Annotated in this window: 16 protein-coding genes; 7 read left to right on the top strand and 9 right to left on the bottom strand. The window is 62.5% G+C overall.

What is annotated here, in order from left to right:
* The first annotated feature begins 93 nt into the window (after nt 1–93).
* Nucleotides 94–1,575, top strand: coding sequence for a response regulator (locus tag ACXJKO_RS01535; RefSeq protein ID WP_457089309.1), 1,482 nt, complete (start codon nt 94–96; stop codon nt 1,573–1,575).
* Between the two features lie 9 nt (nt 1,576–1,584).
* Here the strand turns inward: ACXJKO_RS01535 and ACXJKO_RS01530 are convergent, their stop codons facing one another.
* A complete protein-coding gene (locus ACXJKO_RS01530) occupies nt 1,585–2,301 on the bottom strand; it encodes a gamma-glutamyl-gamma-aminobutyrate hydrolase family protein (protein WP_457089308.1) in 717 nt (238 codons plus the stop codon).
* Complete coding sequence (locus ACXJKO_RS01525) at nt 2,298–3,275, bottom strand: amidoligase family protein (RefSeq protein WP_457089307.1); 978 nt, start codon at nt 3,273–3,275, stop codon at nt 2,298–2,300. Before ACXJKO_RS01525 ends, ACXJKO_RS01530 begins: the two co-directional genes overlap by 4 nt.
* A gap of 138 nt (nt 3,276–3,413) precedes the next feature.
* Here ACXJKO_RS01525 and ACXJKO_RS01520 point away from each other — a divergent pair, with 138 nt between their 5' ends.
* Nucleotides 3,414–4,835: an MATE family efflux transporter gene (locus tag ACXJKO_RS01520; protein ID WP_457089306.1), complete on the top strand. Its 1,422-nt coding sequence runs from the start codon at nt 3,414–3,416 to the stop codon at nt 4,833–4,835.
* Here ACXJKO_RS01520 and ispH read toward each other — a convergent pair.
* From ispH to crtI, 7 genes are all read right to left on the bottom strand, one after another.
* Entirely contained in the window at nt 4,814–5,782 is a 969-nt protein-coding gene (ispH, locus tag ACXJKO_RS01515; RefSeq protein ID WP_457089305.1) for a 4-hydroxy-3-methylbut-2-enyl diphosphate reductase, read from the bottom strand. The genes ACXJKO_RS01520 and ispH overlap by 22 nt on opposite strands.
* Nucleotides 5,779–7,065, bottom strand: coding sequence for a hydroxysqualene dehydroxylase (locus ACXJKO_RS01510; RefSeq protein WP_457089304.1), 1,287 nt, complete (start codon nt 7,063–7,065; stop codon nt 5,779–5,781). Before ACXJKO_RS01510 ends, ispH begins: the two co-directional genes overlap by 4 nt.
* On the bottom strand, nt 7,062–8,717 hold the full coding sequence (locus tag ACXJKO_RS01505; RefSeq protein ID WP_457089303.1) for a squalene/phytoene synthase family protein: 1,656 nt from the start codon (nt 8,715–8,717) through the stop codon (nt 7,062–7,064). Before ACXJKO_RS01505 ends, ACXJKO_RS01510 begins: the two co-directional genes overlap by 4 nt.
* A 4-nt stretch (nt 8,718–8,721) precedes the next feature.
* On the bottom strand, nt 8,722–9,825 hold the full coding sequence (locus ACXJKO_RS01500; protein WP_457089302.1) for a glycosyltransferase: 1,104 nt from the start codon (nt 9,823–9,825) through the stop codon (nt 8,722–8,724).
* Nucleotides 9,822–10,562, bottom strand: a complete 741-nt coding sequence (locus tag ACXJKO_RS01495) for a lysophospholipid acyltransferase family protein (RefSeq protein WP_457089350.1) — start codon at nt 10,560–10,562, stop codon at nt 9,822–9,824. Before ACXJKO_RS01495 ends, ACXJKO_RS01500 begins: the two co-directional genes overlap by 4 nt.
* A gap of 95 nt (nt 10,563–10,657) precedes the next feature.
* Nucleotides 10,658–12,193 (bottom strand): phytoene desaturase family protein, encoded by a 1,536-nt coding sequence (locus ACXJKO_RS01490; protein ID WP_457089301.1) that lies wholly within the window; start codon nt 12,191–12,193, stop codon nt 10,658–10,660.
* A gap of 132 nt (nt 12,194–12,325) precedes the next feature.
* Nucleotides 12,326–13,876 carry a phytoene desaturase family protein gene (gene crtI, locus ACXJKO_RS01485; protein ID WP_457089300.1) on the bottom strand — a complete coding sequence of 517 codons (1,551 nt, stop codon included), beginning with the start codon at nt 13,874–13,876 and terminating at the stop codon, nt 12,326–12,328.
* A 301-nt stretch (nt 13,877–14,177) separates the two neighbouring features.
* On the opposite strand from crtI, the gene ACXJKO_RS01480 reads away from it, so the two are divergent.
* The 5 genes from ACXJKO_RS01480 to ACXJKO_RS01460 all read left to right on the top strand — a co-directional run bounded on the left by ACXJKO_RS01480 (nt 14,178) and on the right by ACXJKO_RS01460 (nt 17,182).
* Nucleotides 14,178–14,591 carry a septal ring lytic transglycosylase RlpA family protein gene (locus tag ACXJKO_RS01480; RefSeq protein WP_457089299.1) on the top strand — a complete coding sequence of 138 codons (414 nt, stop codon included), beginning with the start codon at nt 14,178–14,180 and terminating at the stop codon, nt 14,589–14,591.
* Between the two features lie 168 nt (nt 14,592–14,759).
* Nucleotides 14,760–15,023 (top strand): hypothetical protein, encoded by a 264-nt coding sequence (locus ACXJKO_RS01475; protein ID WP_457089298.1) that lies wholly within the window; start codon nt 14,760–14,762, stop codon nt 15,021–15,023.
* 75 nt (nt 15,024–15,098) lie between these two features.
* Nucleotides 15,099–15,404: a hypothetical protein gene (locus tag ACXJKO_RS01470; protein WP_457089297.1), complete on the top strand. Its 306-nt coding sequence runs from the start codon at nt 15,099–15,101 to the stop codon at nt 15,402–15,404.
* 55 nt (nt 15,405–15,459) lie between these two features.
* Entirely contained in the window at nt 15,460–15,771 is a 312-nt protein-coding gene (locus ACXJKO_RS01465) for a polyhydroxyalkanoic acid system family protein (protein ID WP_457089296.1), read from the top strand.
* A gap of 193 nt (nt 15,772–15,964) precedes the next feature.
* Nucleotides 15,965–17,182 (top strand): glycosyltransferase family protein, encoded by a 1,218-nt coding sequence (locus ACXJKO_RS01460; RefSeq protein ID WP_457089295.1) that lies wholly within the window; start codon nt 15,965–15,967, stop codon nt 17,180–17,182.

Raw genomic sequence — 17,182 nt, 5'->3', positions numbered from 1 at the left:
TGCCATTCATTCATGCTACACAAGATAGAGCGTTCGAAGTGGCGTCTTGCGGGCAATAGGTCAATTCATTTGTTGGAAAAGCACGAGCATACGGTGCCCACGATTTTGAGGCTGTCCTTTCTGGTACTGTCCTTCGCACTCATCTTCTCCGGCCTTGCGCTGGCGGCTGCCGCCTATACGCGCAATCCCGAGATGATGGCGGGCGCCGTTGCATTCTTCCTCCTTGTCGCAGCCGGCGCGCCTCTCCTGGTCGGGCGGCATGTAAGGGTTCACCTTCAGGATCGGAAGCAGGCGGACGAGGATTTCTCTGTCTTCGAGGAAGTGACGGAACGTCAGGTCGAAGAGCCCGCCGCTTTCCCCGTGGCCGAGGAGTCGCCGCCCGCCGAGGAAGAGGAAGATCTGCGCCGCCTCCAGAAGGCTCAGGCTGTGGATCGCCTGCGGGACGGGATCACCCACGATCTCAACAACAAGCTCATGGTGATCAGCGCCAACATCGATGCCGTTGCCCGGCAGATGAAGGACCAGCCTTCCGTGCAGCGCAAGCTCCTGTCCGCGCTCGTGGCTTCCGATCAGGCCGCCAAGCTCATCGCTAAGTCGGCGGCCTTCTCGCGCCAGAGCGAGCCTAAGGTTCAATACCTCGATATCTCGGAGCGTGTGAATTCCGTCGCAGCCCTCATGGGCCGTTCGCTGTTGCGCGACACGGTGGAACTGCGCCTGTCCCTGGAAGACGATCTCTGGCCCGTCGAGGCGGATCCCGACGATATCGAGACGGCCATCGTGACCTTGAGCGCCCATGTGCGCGACGCTTTGACCCAAGGCGGCACGATCTCTCTGGAAGCGCAGAATGTCGAAGTGACGCGGGGCACCCTGCCGAATCTCGCCATCGAGGGCGAGTTCGTGCAACTGACGATTCGCAGCACGGCCTCCGATGCCTCGCATGATTCCGCTGATGATGTGGAGCCGATCTTCACGCTGCAGGACATCGACGTAACCTCCTGGCTTCGCCTGAACCGCAGCCTCCACTTCCTGCAGGGGATCGGCGGCGCTTCGAAGATTTATCGCAGCGGCATGGAAATGGGCATCACCCTCTACCTGCCGCGTGCCCACACCACGACATTGCTTCCGTTCGGAACGCAGGGCGAGGATGAAACTCCCAGCGAGGATGTGCGTGAGAACGCAGAGATCCTCATCGTGGACGACGAGATCGAAGTCGCGCTGGCTCTCCAATCCACGCTCGAAGAGTTCGGCTATGTGACCAGCATCGCCACCGATGCGGCGCAGGCGATGAAGAACCTGAGTGCGCGCAAGCCCGGCCTCGTGCTGACCGATATCGCCATGCCGGGCACGATGAACGGCGTCATGCTGGCCCGCGAGGTGCGGCAGATCTATGCGGATCTTCCCGTCCTGCTGATCACCGGCAATCCCGTGGCGGCTGACGAAGTCAGAGAATTCCCGCTGCTGCAAAAGCCCATCATCAGCCGCGATCTGCACGCCGCGATCCAGCGTCATCTGGTGCCGCCGGACAACAACAAGGTCATCCCGCTCTTCCCCCGCGCATCGAAGCGCGTGAGCTGATCGCTGCTCTTAGATCCGAAGCTCTCGCGACGCGAGCGCGGCCGCCGTCAGCGGCAACTCCGCTTCGCGCGCGGCCAGCGCCAGGGCTGCGAAAAGGCGCTGGTGCGGGCGCTTCCAGACTAAGAGTTCCGGGTGCCATTGCACGCCGAGAAGGAACGGCACTTGCCGGTTCTCGATGGCTTGCACGATACCACTTTCATCGCGCGCAGCGATTGTCAGCCCATCCCCGAGCCTGTCGACGGATTGATGGTGGAGGGCGTTCACCAAGCATGGATTGCAGCGCAGGATTCCATCGAGCTTAGAGCCGTGCTCGATAGTGATCTGCTTGCGCGGCAGGACCGTGCGCATTTTCGGCGCCTGCACATAGACCTCGTAGATATCGGTATGCAGCGTGCCGCCGAGAGCGACATTGATCATCTGCGAGCCGCGGCAGATGCCGAGGATCGGCAGCTTCGCTGGCAGGGCCGCTTTCAGAAGCCCAAGCTCCATCTTGTCGCGTTCGGGATCGATGCGCACGTCCGGAAGAACGTGGCCGCCATAGATCTCCGCGCCGATATCGTCGCCGCCGCCGATCACGAGGCCCTGCAACGGATCCTCGGGCAGAGCCTCTCCCGGCACGAGGCGCACGGCACGTGCGCCGACGCGGGCCAGAGCGAGACGATGCATGAGATAGCTGCGCCAGCCGCCTTTCCGGGACGTGGTGACGCCGATCACGGGACGAGTCATGACCGCACCACCTGTTCCACCACATTTGCCCAGCTTTTGTCCTCACCCTTGAAAGCAAGATAGGCAATGCCCGCCGCGTCGAGTTTCTCGCGATCGGCCGCCAAGCGTTCGACACAGACCCACCGGTTCCAGTCCGGCGCGATGCTCCAGCCGGGGTCGCTCACGCGCGCGTCGGGCAGACGATAGTGGAAGGTCGGGCGGCCATTGATCTTCTCGTTCGGCAGCACCTGCCGCACGCGCGGCGCATCGAAGTGATGAAGCAGAGGCAGACAATCGAGGTCGCGGTTACGGGTAGGGTTGGCTTCCAGATAGTCGTCAGTGAATCGAGCGATGTCCGGCCAGTAATCAGGGGCTACGATTTTGCGCACGTAATCCGTGGGGAACGGGTCCGCAAAGCCCAAAAGGTCGCGGGTGCGGTCGGGCGAGACCTCTCGTCGAAGCCAAGGATTGAGCAGCACGAAGCTCTTCATGAAGGCGGTCAGCGTCTCGGCATCCTGGCGCGGAATCTCCGGATTGAAATGAAGGCCAAAGGCATAGAATGGCGCATCCTGGGTGCCCTTTGCGCCGATCCGTCGAAGAATATCGAGGATACTATCGAGTTCCTGCAACCGGTCGATGGGCGTGGGCGCGGTCACGAGTTCACACGGGACGAGATAGCGCGCCGCAAAGCCGAACAGGGCCGCGATCTTCGGCAGCACGCCACGCGACCCGCCGGCTCCCTTTCCGGGGTGGAGAATGCGGCTGTCCAGTTCGACGCTCAGGTCGCCGATGGCCGATTCCTTCAGAACGAAGGCGTGCGGGTCCACCTCGATCAGCCGGCCGCCGAGAGCCTCCTGCAAGGCCTGGATCGTCTGTTCGGCGGAAGGGCCCACGAACTCGATCTCGACGCCGACCGTGCGCAACGCGCCGTGCTCGTTGTGCAGGAAAGGGGGCAGCGCAAAGTCGATCGAGGTGGAGAGCGCGGGATGCGCCATGAGAGGCTCCAAGCAGGGCACGGTAATGTGATCCGGGTGAACGGGTATGGTGTGGCTGGGTTCCTTTTGGGGCTTTTCTCCCATTTTTGGAGGTCCGAGGTGGCTTTTCGAGCCTCATTTGGGTAAAAGCGCGCGGTTATGAGCGCAAAAACCGTAAATTTCGAACGCACCGCCTGGATGTCGGAGCTGCGCGCCACCCTCGCGTTGGGCTGGCCCCTGGTCCTCACCAATGTGGCTCAGAACGCCTTGATGACCTCGGACGTCATCCTGATGGGATGGCTCGGGTCCGGGGCGCTGGCGGCCGGCGCGCTCGGCACGAATCTCTATTTCGCCTTCCTGATCTTCGGCATCGGCCTCGTGAGTGCGACCTCGCCGCTGACCGCCGAGGAGCTGGGGCGCAAGCGTCATTCCGTGCGCGAAGTGCGCCGCACGGTGCGCCAGGGCTTCTGGGCCGCGATCACGGTCGCCATCCCGATCTGGATCATTTCCTGGAACGGTGAATTTCTGTTGCTGAAAATGGGCCAGGAACCGGCGCTCGCCAAGGATGCCGGCGATTATATGCGCGCCCTGCAATGGAGCCTGCTGCCGTTCCTGCTCTATCTCGTGCTGCGCTCGTTCCTTGCGGCGCTGGAGCGGCCCGGCTGGCCGCTGCTGATCAGCCTTTTGGCGGTGCCGGTGAACCTGGGCGCGGCCTATTGCTTCATGTTCGGCGAGTTCGGGATGCCGGAACTCGGCCTGATCGGCGCGGGCGTCGGCACGGTGATTTCAAGCGCCTTTATGTTCCTGGCGCTGGCCCTGGTTATCAGTCTCGACCGGAGGCTGCGGCGCTACTTCCTCTTCGGGCGGTTCTGGCGCGCTGACTGGCCGCGCTACAAGACCCTTTGGAAGATCGGCGTTCCCATCGGCCTGACGCTCGCCTTCGAGGTAACGATTTTCAACGCCGCCGCTTTGCTCATGGGCCGGATCGGGTCGAACGAGCTTGCAGCCCATGCCATCGCCCTGCAGATCGCCTCGTTCTGCTTCATGGTGCCCTTCGGCCTCAGCCAGGCGGCGACGGTGCGCGTCGGTCTGGCCTATGGCGCGCAGGATGCGCCGGGGGTCACCCGCGCGGGCTGGACGGCCTTTGCTCTGGGCGTAAGCTTCATGGTCGTCACGGCGTCTCTCATGCTGTTCACGCCGCATCTGCTGCTGAGCGCGTTCCTCGATCTCGCCGATCCCAAGAACCTGCCGGTGATCGGGTTCGCGGTGTCCTTCCTGGTCATGGCCGCCATCTTCCAGCTGGCCGATGCGGCGCAGGCCGTGGGCGCCGGCATGCTGCGCGGCTTGCAGGATACCCGCGTACCCATGCTCTATGCGGCCTTCGGCTATTGGGGCATCGGCCTGCCGCTCGGCGTGATCCTCGCCTTCGGCACCAGCCTGCGCGGCATCGGCATCTGGATCGGCCTCGCCACGGGGCTTGGCGTCGTTGCATCCCTGATGCTGTGGCGCTGGCTGCGGCGTGACAGGCTCGGCCTGGTCACCGCAACGCCGCGCGATGTTCAGGAAGCATTCGCCAGCTGAGAGATCAGCCGTGAAAGATCGACGGGGGCAAATTGCGTGCCCTCGTGGGTCACACGCACTTCTTCCACCGTGATGCGGCGCCATTGCGTGAGGCAGGCAAGCGCCTCCTGCACCAACTCTTCCGGCGCGGAGGCACCGGCCGTGAGGCCGATCACGGCCGCACCGTCGATGAAGGACAGTGTCAGGTCCTTTGGTTCCTGCATGAGAAGGGCAGGGCGGCCTTCGCTCTCCGCTACTTCGCAGAGGCGGTTGGTGTTGGACGAGTTGCGCGCCCCGCACACGATGACCCGCTCCGCCCGTTGCGCGATGACGCGCACGGCCATCTGGCGATTCTGCGTGGCGTAGCAGATCGTCTTGGTGTCGGGCCCCTGGATGGCGGGAAAACGCGTTTTAAGAGCCGCGATGATCTCCCGCGTATCGTCGACCGACAGAGTCGTCTGCGTGACATAGGCGATGCGCTCGGGATCGTTGACAGCAATCGCCAGCGCTTCCTCCACGCTCTCGATCACATGGACAGTTCCGTCAATCTGRCCGGTGGTGCCTTCGATCTCCACATGGCCGCGATGGCCGATGACGATCACCTCGCGTCCGGCCTTCGCATGGCGCTGTCCTTCGATGTGCACACGGCGTACGAGAGGGCAGGTGGCATCGAGAACGGCAAGCCCGCGCTCGGCCACCTCGCGTTCCACGGCGCACGACACGCCGTGCGCACTGAAGATCGCCACAGCACCATCGGGAATGTCGGAGATGTCCTCCACGAAAACGGCACCCTGTTGCTTCAGCTCTTCGACCACGCGGCCGTTATGGACGATCTCATGGCGCACATAGACGGGCCTGTCTGTCTCGCGCAGGGAATCCTTGACGGCGCGGATCGCCCGTTCCACGCCGGCGCAGAATCCGCGCGGAGCCGCGAGCAGAACGGTGAGCGGCGGGCGGTCCTGAATCATGCCGCATCCTCCCGTTTGTGCGTGTTCGCGCGCGATGCGGGCAGGAGCGCGCCACGCGCATAGCGCAAGGCAGCCACCGCTTCCTCTCCGGATACGACAGCGCTCTCGATGGTGGCGGGCAGGGAGCCGATCCAATCTCCCGCAAGCGCAAGATTGGCGAGCGGACGCAACGGCGGCAGAGGCAGCGGGCTTGCTGCCTGCTTGATCGTGGCGCGTTTCTCCTTCACGACCCGCGCCTCCGGCTGTCGGTCGCTTGCGACGTCGAGCCCAAGGCTTCGCAGCGTGGGCGCGATCTCGCGCCAGATTGTCTGCGCAAGATTATCGGCACTCGCATCGATCACGTCATGGGCGGCGGAGACGGTGACACTCACATGATCGGGTCTCACCAGAATCCACTGCGCCAGTGCGCCGGTGAAGCCCATGAACCGCGGGTGGGCGAGACCAGGGATGCGGTAATGCACATTGAGGATCGGCTCGAAGCCCTGCGGCACCGGCAAGGCGGGCAGGAGCCTTTGGATTTCATACGGAGGCAGCGCCAGGATCAGCCTGTCTTCGGGCCCCAATGCCACCGTGCGATCCGTGAGCACAAGGCCTATGGCGCGCTGCCCATTTGTCAGAAGCGTTTTGAGGCGCTGCCCTGCGAGAACCGGAACGCCGCGCGCCTGCAAGGTTTCGATGGCAGGCTGGATCAGATCCTCGCCCAACCCATTGCGCGCCACCAGCAGGCGGCAGGCTCGGGGCCAGAGCATCTGCCGCAGGGCGAGAGCGAGCCTGGAGGCCGATGCTTCGCTTGCAGGGGTGTTGAGCACAGCAACCGTCAGCGGGCCAATCAGGCTCTCCATGATCGGCCTGTTGCCGATGATCGCCGCCACAGGGCAATGCTGCGGCGGGAAGGCGAGGCGCGCGATACGCGAAAGATCGCTGAGCTTCAGGCCATGCGGACGCCGCGAGGGCAGAAGCCATGACCAGGGCGAAAGGCCGATGGCCCGGGTGGTTCCGGTTTTGAGGTCGTGAAGCGGAAGACCCTTTGGTTCGGGCTCGATCCACCGGTCTCTTGCGCCCACATTCTTGAGCAGGCTCAGGGCACGGCGGTTGGCGCTGAACAGTACATGGGTGCCGTTGTCGTGCACGAAGCCATCGGCGGGATGAATCGTGCGGCAGCGTCCACCCGCTTGGGGTGCGGCCTCATAGAGAACCGCTTCGCCGCCTTCCGCAGTCACTGCCAGGGCAGCGCTGAGGCCGGCGATGCCGGCGCCGACGATATGGGTGCGTCTGAGCGTCATGCGGGCCTCATGGCGCGAGTGATCAGGTGGAGACGGTCGGCGGTGGTGAGCTGGAGTTTGCCCTGGCGCGAGCCCCAGCCCCGCGCCTCGAGCCGGTCGAGAACGCGGCGGTAATTCTCCATCATCAGGATTGCGGGCTTGAGCGCCTTGCGGTCGAGTTGCATCAACGCATCGTCGGCCTCCGCGAGCCCGGCCCGTGCTTCCGCGGCAAGCCCTTCGCAGATGCGCGCAAAGCGTGGGTCGGCGACGAGAGCGGCGGCGGGGGTATCCTGAAGACCGAACTGGCCGAGCCGCGACAAGGGTACATAGACCCGCTCGCGCGCTGCATCTTCATCCACGTCGCGCAGAATGTTCACGAGCTGGAGTGTGCGGCCGAGAGCGAGCGCGAAGCCGCGCGCCTTCGGTGCTCCGAAGATATGCACGGAGAGCGTGCCTACTGACCCCGCCACACGGCGGCAATAGAGGCTGAGGTCGCTGTCGCGCGCCAGCCTCACGCGCTCGGCGCTGTCCGTCTCCATGCCGTCGAGGAGCGCGTGGCATTCATCGAGCGGCAGCTTGAACAGGCTCGTGGCGCGGGCAAGCTCGCGGCCGATAGGCGTTTCAGGCGCCCGGTGCAGGCGGTCGATCTCACGCCGCCATTCACGCAGGAAGCGAAGCTTTTCGGGTGCAGGCGCAGCGCCATCCGCGATGTCGTCGACCACGCGGCAGAAGGCATAAACCGCATGAATGGCGCGCCGTCGCTCCCGGCTCAGGGATTGCATGCCGAGGCGGAAGGACGAGCCGGAACGGCGCACGGTAGCCACCGTCACGCGCTCATCCTCGGCAAAGGGTTTGCGCAGCATGCCGGAGAAACCGCACAGGAAGGCTTTAGCCGCATCGGCCTTGCTCACCTCGACACGATGGAGCACGGGATCGCCGTGGCGTAGGAGCCTGCTGAGACGCTCGGCCAGTGCAATGGTCGCGATGCTCTGCGCGCGCAGGCGCTTGTTCTGGAGATGCAGGGGCAGGGCGCGGGCCCGGTCGATGAGATTATCGGTGCGGTCGAGCATGGCGTCGAGAACGGCGCGGCGGGCGTTTGTGTTCGCGGGGTCGAAGAACGCCTTCTCGCCGCCCGCTCTCATCGTCCACTGGATAGGAATGTAGATGCGTCCGAGATCCTCGAGGTCGAGGCGACAATCCTGGAGGTGATTGAGGATCTGAAGCGCCGTGCACAAAGCATCCGCAGGAGCCTGCGCCGAGGCGCATTCGCTATGAATCTGCAGGAGAAATCGCCCGACTGGGTTGGCGGAGAAGCGGCAGTAATCGGTAAGATCCGTCCAATCGTTGTAGCGGCTCTTGATTGCGTCTTGCCGAAAGGCGCGCAGCATCTCGCGGGCCTGCGCGATGCCGGCCTTGTGTTGCTTGTCGGCCGCATGAAGGCGCGCTGCTTGAGGCACGGAGGGATCACCCGTCACAAGGGCCTGCTCCAGCGCATCGAGCCGCATCAGCTTTTCGGCAGCGCCGAGTTCGGCGGCGTCCGCGATGTCGTCCGCCATTCGCACGAAGCCATAGTAAGCCAGAACGGCCTCACGATGAGGCCGCGACAGGACGAGGGATGCGACGGGGAAGTTCTCGTCTCTAGGCTGCTTCGTTGCTGCTGCCGGCTCATTCATCGCGTCATCCCACCGGATAGAGCCTGCCCTTCCATCCCGCGCGCCTTGTTCCGCCGATCCGCAGGAGAACGCTCCATTGGATGGCGAGGCTTGTCAGGATGGTAAAGGGGTGCAGGGGAATGGACAGCAGGTTCTCGCGCCCGGCTACCGTCACCAGGGTGCGGGCAAAAACGGACAGCAGAGCGGCAAGCGCGATGGGCCATGTGGGCGCAAAAGGCAGGAGAGCAAAGGGCAGCACATGCCCTCCGAGCAGCAGCACGCTCCAGACAGGAAGCGCGACGGGCTTGGCCATGCCCTCATGCGCGTTCTTGGCGAAACCGTTCCAGGCCTCGCCGAAACGCGTATACATGCGGCATGTGGCAAGGCGCTCGCCCGGCATGAGATCCGTCATGAAGCCCTTTTGCCGAAAGAGCCTCGCCAGCTGGATTCCGTCATGAATGAGAGAGCGGATCGCGGCATGACCACCGCTTGAGCGATAGGCTTCTCTCTCGACCAGCATCAGCTGCCCGCAGGCAGCCCCGAGGCCGGGATTGGGCGATGCGCGCATGGCGTTGATCGGCAGGTAGCCAAGCAGCAGCAGGTTGATGGCGGGAACGGTGAGAAGCTCGCCGAGCGACCTCATGATCTGGCGCGGGACCGCGCTCACCAGCCCAACGCTTCTGGCTTGCACATGAGCCGCCATGAGACAGGCTGCCTGCGGTGCCAGCCTGACATCCGCGTCCACGAATAGAAAATGCGTGCCACGCGCGTGCTGAGCGAGGTGATGACAGGCATGGACCTTGCCGGTCCAGCCATCCGCCAGGAGAGGGGCATCGAGAAGGCGCACGCGCGAGTCGCGGGCCGCGTAAGTTTTCACGATCTCCGCCGTGCCATCCGTCGATCCGTCATCCATCACCAGCACCTCGATCTCAGTGCCGGTGCTCGCGAGCGCGGCATCGAGGGCGAGGCCTATATTGTGGGCCTCATTGCGCGCCGGGATCAGAATGGAGACGAGCGTGCGGTCCTGCGGCGTGAAGCGGTACGTCCGATGCAGGATGAAAAGATTAGTGAGGGACAAGAATGCGGGAAGCGCTGCGAGCGCGAGCAGGATGAAGCCGAGAACCGTCATGAATGCCGGCCCTCATGCGATGGATCGAAGGCACGGCCCCGCAGGACCGATGTCATCCGGCGCCATCCGTCGTAGAGTCCGCCGACACCGGCACGGCCTTCGAGAACCGGACGGAAGCGCGCCGGATCGCGAGCCTGCACGTCGGTGCTCAGGTGATCGAGCGTGGCCGTGAGTTCGCGCTCCAAGTGTTCCAGACGCTGCGTGCGCGATAAGCTGATCAGGTCTTGCCCTCGTATCGGTGCACCGAAGGCGATGAAGGCTTCCGCACCGCGCTCCTGCCAGAACCCGTATTCGATAGCGAGCGGAATGATGGTGTAGTCGGGAGCAATCTCGGCGAGGCGCGCAATGCCGGCTTTAAGCCCGATGGGGCGCTCACGCACGTCGGAGAAACGCCCCTGCGCCGTGACCCACAGGGCATGTGTCGGAGAGGCGAGGATCTCGGCGCTCGCGGCCATGAAATCGGCGGCGCCACGAGAGGTTTCGAGATCGACGCCGAAAGCACCGATGCGGTCGAAGATGCCATATTGCTTGAGCATTGCAGCATCGATGGGTGCGTAGCTCTCATAAGCCGGGAAGAATCGGTCGGCGGCCAGGATGTAGACGGCCGCGTCCCACCACGAAGGATGGTTGGAATACACGATCACGGGGCCGCTTCGCGGAACATCCGGCATGCCCCAGGCTGCAACCCTGAGCGCGTTCATATGGCGCGTGAAATAGCGGCGGAAAATCGAGACCATGAAGCGATGGATTGTGGCGGAGCGGCGCGTGACGGGAGAAGGCCCAGCCTGTCGGTGGAGCCTTCGCCTGCCTGCTTTGCTGCTCGTGCCCTGATTCAAGATGCGTTCCGTATGCTCTCGGATTTGAGGTCCGCGTCGAGGGCGTCGGCGGCGATCCATCCCGACATCATGACCATCGGCATGCCGGGACCCGGATGGGCCGCACCGCCTGCCAGATAAAGCCCGCGCACCTGCCGGCTGCGGTTGCCCGGCTTGAAGGCGCCCATGAATTTGCCGTGGCTCGCCAGACCATAGATCGCACCGTTGAGCACCTTGTAGCGATCATGGATATCCTGCGGCGTGAGGTGACGCTCGACGACAATGCGCTCTTCGATATCCTCCATACCCGCCGTGCGTTTGAGCTTGTCGATGATGACTTGGCGATAGGCCGGAAACATCTGCGACCAGTCGTGGTGCGGGCGCAAATACGGCGTGTGCACGAGAACGTAGAGCGCTTCGCCACCTTCCGGCGCCACGCTGGGGTCGGTGGCGGCGGGCGCCGCGAGATAACAGGTGGGATCGGGAGCAGGCTCGCCTTTGCGATAGATAAAATCGAACTCCTCCTCCGGATCGCGCGAGAACACGAAATCGTGATGGAGGATGTGGTCGTAACGCTTGTTAAGGCCGAGATAGAGCACCACACCGGAACAGGCAGGCTCGAAATCCTTGCGCGCATAATGCTCGCCTACCTCGCCGCCTACCAGCTCGCGATAGGTGCGGATGGAGTCCATGTTCGAGATAACGCTGTCGTAAGGCACGGTCTCGCCATTCGCCAGAACGATCCCCGCCACCGCGCCGTTCTCGATCCTCAGGGAAGACACATCCGATTCAGGCTTGAACTCAGCGCCCAGTTCGGAGGCAAGCTTGACCAGGGCTTCGGCCACGGCGCGCGTTCCACCCATCGGATACCACACGCCATCAGCCGCCTGCATATGCGCGATGGCGCAGAGCACGGCGGGGGAGCCGTAAGGCGACGAGCCGACATATTGCGTGAAGTGATCGAGCATCTGCGCCAAGCGCTCATCCTTCACCTTGGAGCGGATGGTGCCGGCGACGGATGAACCCATGCGCAGGGACAAAACATCCCGCAGGGTCGCGGGGTTCATGTTGGCGCGGATGTTGATGGTGTCGAACAGATCCTCGACGGGTTTCCAGAAGAAGAAGCGGTTGGAGATGTCGTGAAGGTGCGCGGAGATCTCCTGGAAGCGGCGGTAGCCGTCGCCTGAGCCCTTGCCGGGAGAGAAGCGGTCCATGGCATCGGCCATGGCATCGACATTCTCCTGCAGGTCGATGCGCGTTCCATCGTCGAAGAAGCAGCGCCATTGCGGATCGAGACGGACAAGATCGAGGTAATCGGACAGGTTCCGTCCGGCTTCCGCGAAGATGCGTTCCAGCACGCGCGGCACGGTGAGGATCGTCGGCCCCATGTCGAAGCGAAAGCCGTCTTCATGCAGCACGGCCGCCTTGCCGCCGAGCCAGGGGTTCTTGTCGTAAAGCGTGACCTTATGCCCGCGGGCGGCGGCGACGCAGGCCGCGGCCAAACCACCCAATCCGCCGCCGATGACGGCTACCGAATGCTCACGAGCGCTCACGAAGTTCCTCCTGGAAGCCGGACGAGTTAGGGCAGTGAGCCTGAACGCGCGGTCGTTCTTATCCCGGCGGGGCGCATGATCTGTCGTTTTGGTTCTAGGAGGCGGAAGGGACAGTTCAAGACGATCCCCCTTTCATAGCGCCCCCTCACCGACCTGTGCGACATCCGGCTCCTGCTCAGGCAGGCCTTTGCGGCGTCGCGCAAGGTCCTCCAACAGCAGGCGCGCCGTGATCCGCGCGCCCTCGTAGATAACGGGCAATCCGCTGCCGGGATGCGTGCCGCCGCCGACGAGGTAGACGTTGCGCCCGAAGCGATTGTGCGGGCGGAAATAGAGCATCTGCGTGAGATTGTGCGCGAGGTTGAAAGTGGCGCCCTCGAACACGGAGAATTCATCCTGCCAGCCGCGCGGCGTGACCACGCGCTCGAAACGAATCCGCTCTTCGATGTCGTGCAGGCCTAGAAGCTTCAGCCGCTCCAGCGCCAGTTTGCGGTAGCGCGGAGCCTCGCGCTGCCAGTCGATRCCGCATCGCAGGTTCGGCACGGGCACAAGCACGTAGAGGCTCGTATGTCCCTTCGGCGCAAGGGACGGATCGGTCGCGCCGGCGTGCTGAATGTAAACGGACGGCTCTTCGGAGAGAATGCCTTCAGTGATCTCGCGAATGTTGCGCTGATAGTCGCGTGCCAGCAGGATCGTGTGATGCGCCAGATCGCCGACAATGCCCTCGATGCCGAGATATAGCATGAAAGTCGAGCAGGATATTTTCGCGCGATCGAGCTTTTTATTCTTCCAGCGCGGCCGCATCTCCTCCGGCACGAGATGGCGCATGGCGTGGCCGAAATCGCCGTTCACCACCACGGCGCCCGCGGCATGCCGTTCGCTTCCTGCTTCAAGGCCAACGGCTTCTCCGTTCTCGTAGAGAATGCGGTCGACAGGTGTATCGAGGCGGATCTCCACGCCCATCTTGCGCGCGACATTCGCCATGGCGTCCGACACCGCGCCGCAGCCGCCGATGGGATGATAGACGCCGTGCTCGTATTCGAGGAACGAGAGAATCGTGAACAGGCTCGGGCACTGGAACGGCGACATGCCGAGATATTTCGTCTGGAACGAGAAGGCGAGGCGCACGCGCGGATCGGCGAAATAGCGCTTGAGATCCGCATCCACATTCGAGAACGGCCGCAGCTTTGGAAGCGCCGCCAGCATCGCGGGAGACACGAGATCGGCGGGGCTCGAGAAGTCCTGTTCCAACACCGGGCGAAAGGCTTCGAGTTTGCCGCGATTATCGTCGAGGAAGCGCCGCACGTTGCGCGCATCGGTGGGTGCGAGACGGGCGATCTCCTGTTCGAGGCGAGGCAGGTCGCCCGTGGCGCGGATCTCGCCGCCGCCTTCGAAGACGAGATGGTATTGCGGATCGAGACGCTTGAGTTCGACATGATCCTCCAGCCGCTCGCCGCAGGATTCGAAGATGTCTTTCAAGACGCGCGGATACAGGAAGAAGGTGGGGCCGATATCGAATTTGTATCCGCCCGGCGCATGAATGGTGCGCGTGCGGCCGCCCATTGCGGATTCGCGCTCGAAAATGGTGACGGGAATGCCTTCGCGGGCCAGCAGCATCGCAGCGGCAAGACCGCCCGGGCCGGCACCGACAATCGCGACCCGCGACGATGGGGAGGCATTCGACATGAACCGGCAACCCTCACGCATTGCCGGCACATCCGTTCCGGCCAGGAGAAGCCAAGTAGGACATCGCTCCTCGACGGCCAGAGGCGAGGCCCCGAAAAGCCTTTAATTCTGAAGAATTCCTTTACGAAAAAGGCAACCCTATCCAGGCTATTATATAAGTAACTAAGTTTCGATCAGGCTATATCTATAACAATCCACAGGCCCAAAAGGATGATTTTGCCAACAAAAAATCTCAGCGCCTTATTCTTGCCTTTTTAAAGATCAGCTTCACTTGCAACTATAACGCAAGGGGAGACTGTCCTTGAAAAACATACTCACCCGCGTGTGCGCAATGACGCCTCTTCTGTTCATTGCTGCATGCAATACTACTGCATCCAACGATCCCAACACGACGGGATCGATCTCACAAGCCAGTCTGGGTAAGGAATTCCAGCGCGGCACGGCATCATGGTATGGGCCTGGATTCCACGGCCGCAAGACCGCCAGCGGCGAGCGCTTCGACTCCAGCGACATGACGGCGGCGCACCGTTCGTTGCCCTTCGGCACCCGCCTGCGGGTCGTCAACGAGACCAATGGCCGTTCGGTGGTCGTTCGCGTGAACGACCGCGGCCCCTTCGCCCACCAGCGTATCATCGACCTAGCCAAGGGCCCTGCCCAGACCTTGGGGTTGACCTCCACAGGCACGGGCTATGTGTCCCTGCATCGGCTGGATTGAGCTTTGGAGCGCCAATTAGGCGCTTCTTAATTCCTTGCGGCGATTCTTGACCCCGATTCGGGACCAAGGGTTGCTTACATGGAATCGACATCGTCTTTGCCGACGAACGTTATCCGCTTTCCGGGCGCGCGCTCGTCGGCCAGTCCGCGCCGTGATCAGAAGAGCCTCATGGACGCTGTCTATGCTGCAGGCTCCTTACCGATTGCGGCGGACGACCGCGCCAGCAAGGACATGGCGACGCGGCTCACGATCTTCGGCTTCGTCGTGATCGATGAGATGCGGCCCGATGGGACACGCCGCCGTCTTCGGCCGTCTGAGGCCTTCCAGGCTTCGACGAATCATTCATGGCGCGTGTCCAAGCCATCGAGCCGCGACTGGGTCGAAGATCTTCCGGAATCCGATCAGGATCTCTTCGCTGCCTTGATGGCCTAAAGAACTTGCTCTCGCCTTTTGCGCGGCCTGAACTATCTCATTTTCTTCCGATGGGTGATCTTCAGGGCCGAGGCGATGCATCTTGTGCAAATCCTTCTTCCGTTGACGGACAATGCCGGACGGCGCTTCGATGGCGCCGAATATGGACGCGTACGCACGGAGCTCTCCGAGCGCTTCGGCGGAATCACGAGTTTCACCCGCGCGCCGGCTCATGGCATGTGGAAGGAAGGCGGCCACACGTCGCATGACGATATCGTCGTGTTCGAAGTGATGTCGCGAGAGATCGACCACACGTGGTGGGAAAACTACCGCGCGGAGCTGGAGCGACGCTTCCGGCAGGAAACGCTCGTGGTTCGCGCAATCAAAGTGGAAATGCTCTAGCAACGGAACCTGATCGGCACTGCCTCGCTTGTCGTGTGAGAAGCGGAGCCCCGATATGTCCAAACCCCTCGTTGTTTCCATTCCCCACAACCTTGGCAAGGCTGAAGCCGTGCGCAGGCTTCAGGGCGGTCTCAGCGGGCTGAAATCCCAGTTCGGCGACAAGGTTGCCTCGATCAACGAAACATGGGCAGGCGACCGAATGGATTTTCGCGTCGGCGCGATGGGGCAGAACGTCAGCGGCCACCTCGATGTCATGGAAGATCAGGTGCGCGTGGAATTGCAGCTTCCATGGGTTCTTGCGATGATCGCCGAAAAGGCGAAGTCGTTCATCCAAAAGCAGGGAACGTTGCTGTTGGAGAAGAAGTGATAGCCGTTCTCACCATGAATAGTTGTTCACGAACATGAATGCAGATGGAACCAAATTGCACCTTCTGCGTTGATTAGACGATTGCGACCGCGACCCTTCGCTGGTGCGCTTCATAAACGTCATCACATTATTCGCCCCGGACCGTGATTTTCCGTCCGATCGTGACAACACATCTCTGTTTGAGGATCGCGCTATGCATGAGCGTTTGACAACGCAGCCGCATGTCCTTCGTTCGTCTCTCAAGGCCAATGCCGAAAAGCCTCTCCTCGTTTGTTTTTCTCACCTCCGATGGGATTTCGTCTGGCAACGCCCGCAGCATCTGCTCAGTCGCGCGGCCAAGCATTACGATGTGCTGATTATCGAAGAACCGATCTTCAAGGCTGATATCCAGCCTCATATGGACGTGAGTAACCGCCCGCAGGGTGTCACGATTGCCGTTCCCATGCTGCCGGAAGGCATGGCGCATGAAGATGTCATTGCCGAGCAGCATGATTTGATCGAAGGCCTGATCGGTCGCGAATCCACGCGCTCTCGTGTGTTCTGGTACTACACGCCGATGGCGATGGCGTTCACCAGCGATTTCGAATGCGATCTTTGCGTCTATGACAATATGGATGAGCTTTCGCTCTTCCGTGGAGCCTCGCAGCAGCTGCTCGATCTCGAGAATGCGCTGTTCTCGCGCTGCGATCTTGTCTTCACCGGCGGCATGAGCCTTTATGAAGCCAAGAAGAGCCGCCACCGCAGCGTTCACGGTTTCCCGTCCTCCATCGACTTCAACCACTTCTCGCAGGCCCGCTCATCCCAGCAGGATCCCGAAGACCAAGCGCACATTCCGCATCCGCGTCTCGGCTTCTTCGGAGTCGTCGACGAGCGCATGGATATCGATCTGCTGGCGCAGGCGGCCGATCTGCGCCCCGATTGGCAGTTCGTGATGATCGGACCAGTCGTGAAGATCGATCCGGCGACCTTGCCGCAACGGGCCAACATCCATTGGCTGGGCGGAAAGTCCTACAACGATCTGCCCCGGTACCTATCGAGCTGGAACGTGGGCTTCATGAATTTCGCGCTCAACGAAGCCACGAAGTTCATCAGCCCTACCAAGACGCCGGAATTCCTCGCAGCCGGTGTTCCCGTTGTCTCCACAGCCATTACTGATGTGGTGAAGCCTTATGGCGAAAAGGGCCTCGTGGAAATCGCGCGGAATGCCGAGGAAGTCGTCGCCAAGGTCGAGATGATCCTCGCGCGTCCGAAGGAAGCGTGGCTTGCCAAGGTCGATCGGCATTTGGCGCAAGGCTCCTGGGATAAAACCTGGGCCGCCATGCATAACCTCATGCAGGATGTCTCCGGAGAGGTGACTACGGATCGTACCGCTCCCTCCCTTCCCATTTATGCCACCACGCCTGCGGAGTGA

Source organism: Microvirga sp. P5_D2 (genome assembly GCF_054049475.1).
The sequence above is the reverse complement of the archived record's forward strand: the minus strand, read 5'-3'. Positions and strand labels throughout refer to the sequence as shown.

Coding starts and splice junctions, on each gene's coding strand:
- ACXJKO_RS01530 (WP_457089308.1), bottom strand. CDS start 2,301: ATGACTCGTCCCGTGATCGGCGTCACCACGTCCCGGAAAGGCGGCTGG.
- ACXJKO_RS01525 (WP_457089307.1), bottom strand. CDS start 3,275: ATGGCGCATCCCGCGCTCTCCACCTCGATCGACTTTGCGCTGCCCCCT.
- ACXJKO_RS01520 (WP_457089306.1), top strand. CDS start 3,414: ATGAGCGCAAAAACCGTAAATTTCGAACGCACCGCCTGGATGTCGGAG.
- ACXJKO_RS01510 (WP_457089304.1), bottom strand. CDS start 7,065: ATGACGCTCAGACGCACCCATATCGTCGGCGCCGGCATCGCCGGCCTC.
- ACXJKO_RS01505 (WP_457089303.1), bottom strand. CDS start 8,717: ATGAATGAGCCGGCAGCAGCAACGAAGCAGCCTAGAGACGAGAACTTC.
- ACXJKO_RS01500 (WP_457089302.1), bottom strand. CDS start 9,825: ATGACGGTTCTCGGCTTCATCCTGCTCGCGCTCGCAGCGCTTCCCGCA.
- ACXJKO_RS01495 (WP_457089350.1), bottom strand. CDS start 10,562: ATGGTCTCGATTTTCCGCCGCTATTTCACGCGCCATATGAACGCGCTC.
- ACXJKO_RS01475 (WP_457089298.1), top strand. CDS start 14,760: ATGGACGCTGTCTATGCTGCAGGCTCCTTACCGATTGCGGCGGACGAC.
- ACXJKO_RS01470 (WP_457089297.1), top strand. CDS start 15,099: ATGCATCTTGTGCAAATCCTTCTTCCGTTGACGGACAATGCCGGACGG.
- ACXJKO_RS01465 (WP_457089296.1), top strand. CDS start 15,460: ATGTCCAAACCCCTCGTTGTTTCCATTCCCCACAACCTTGGCAAGGCT.
- ACXJKO_RS01460 (WP_457089295.1), top strand. CDS start 15,965: ATGCATGAGCGTTTGACAACGCAGCCGCATGTCCTTCGTTCGTCTCTC.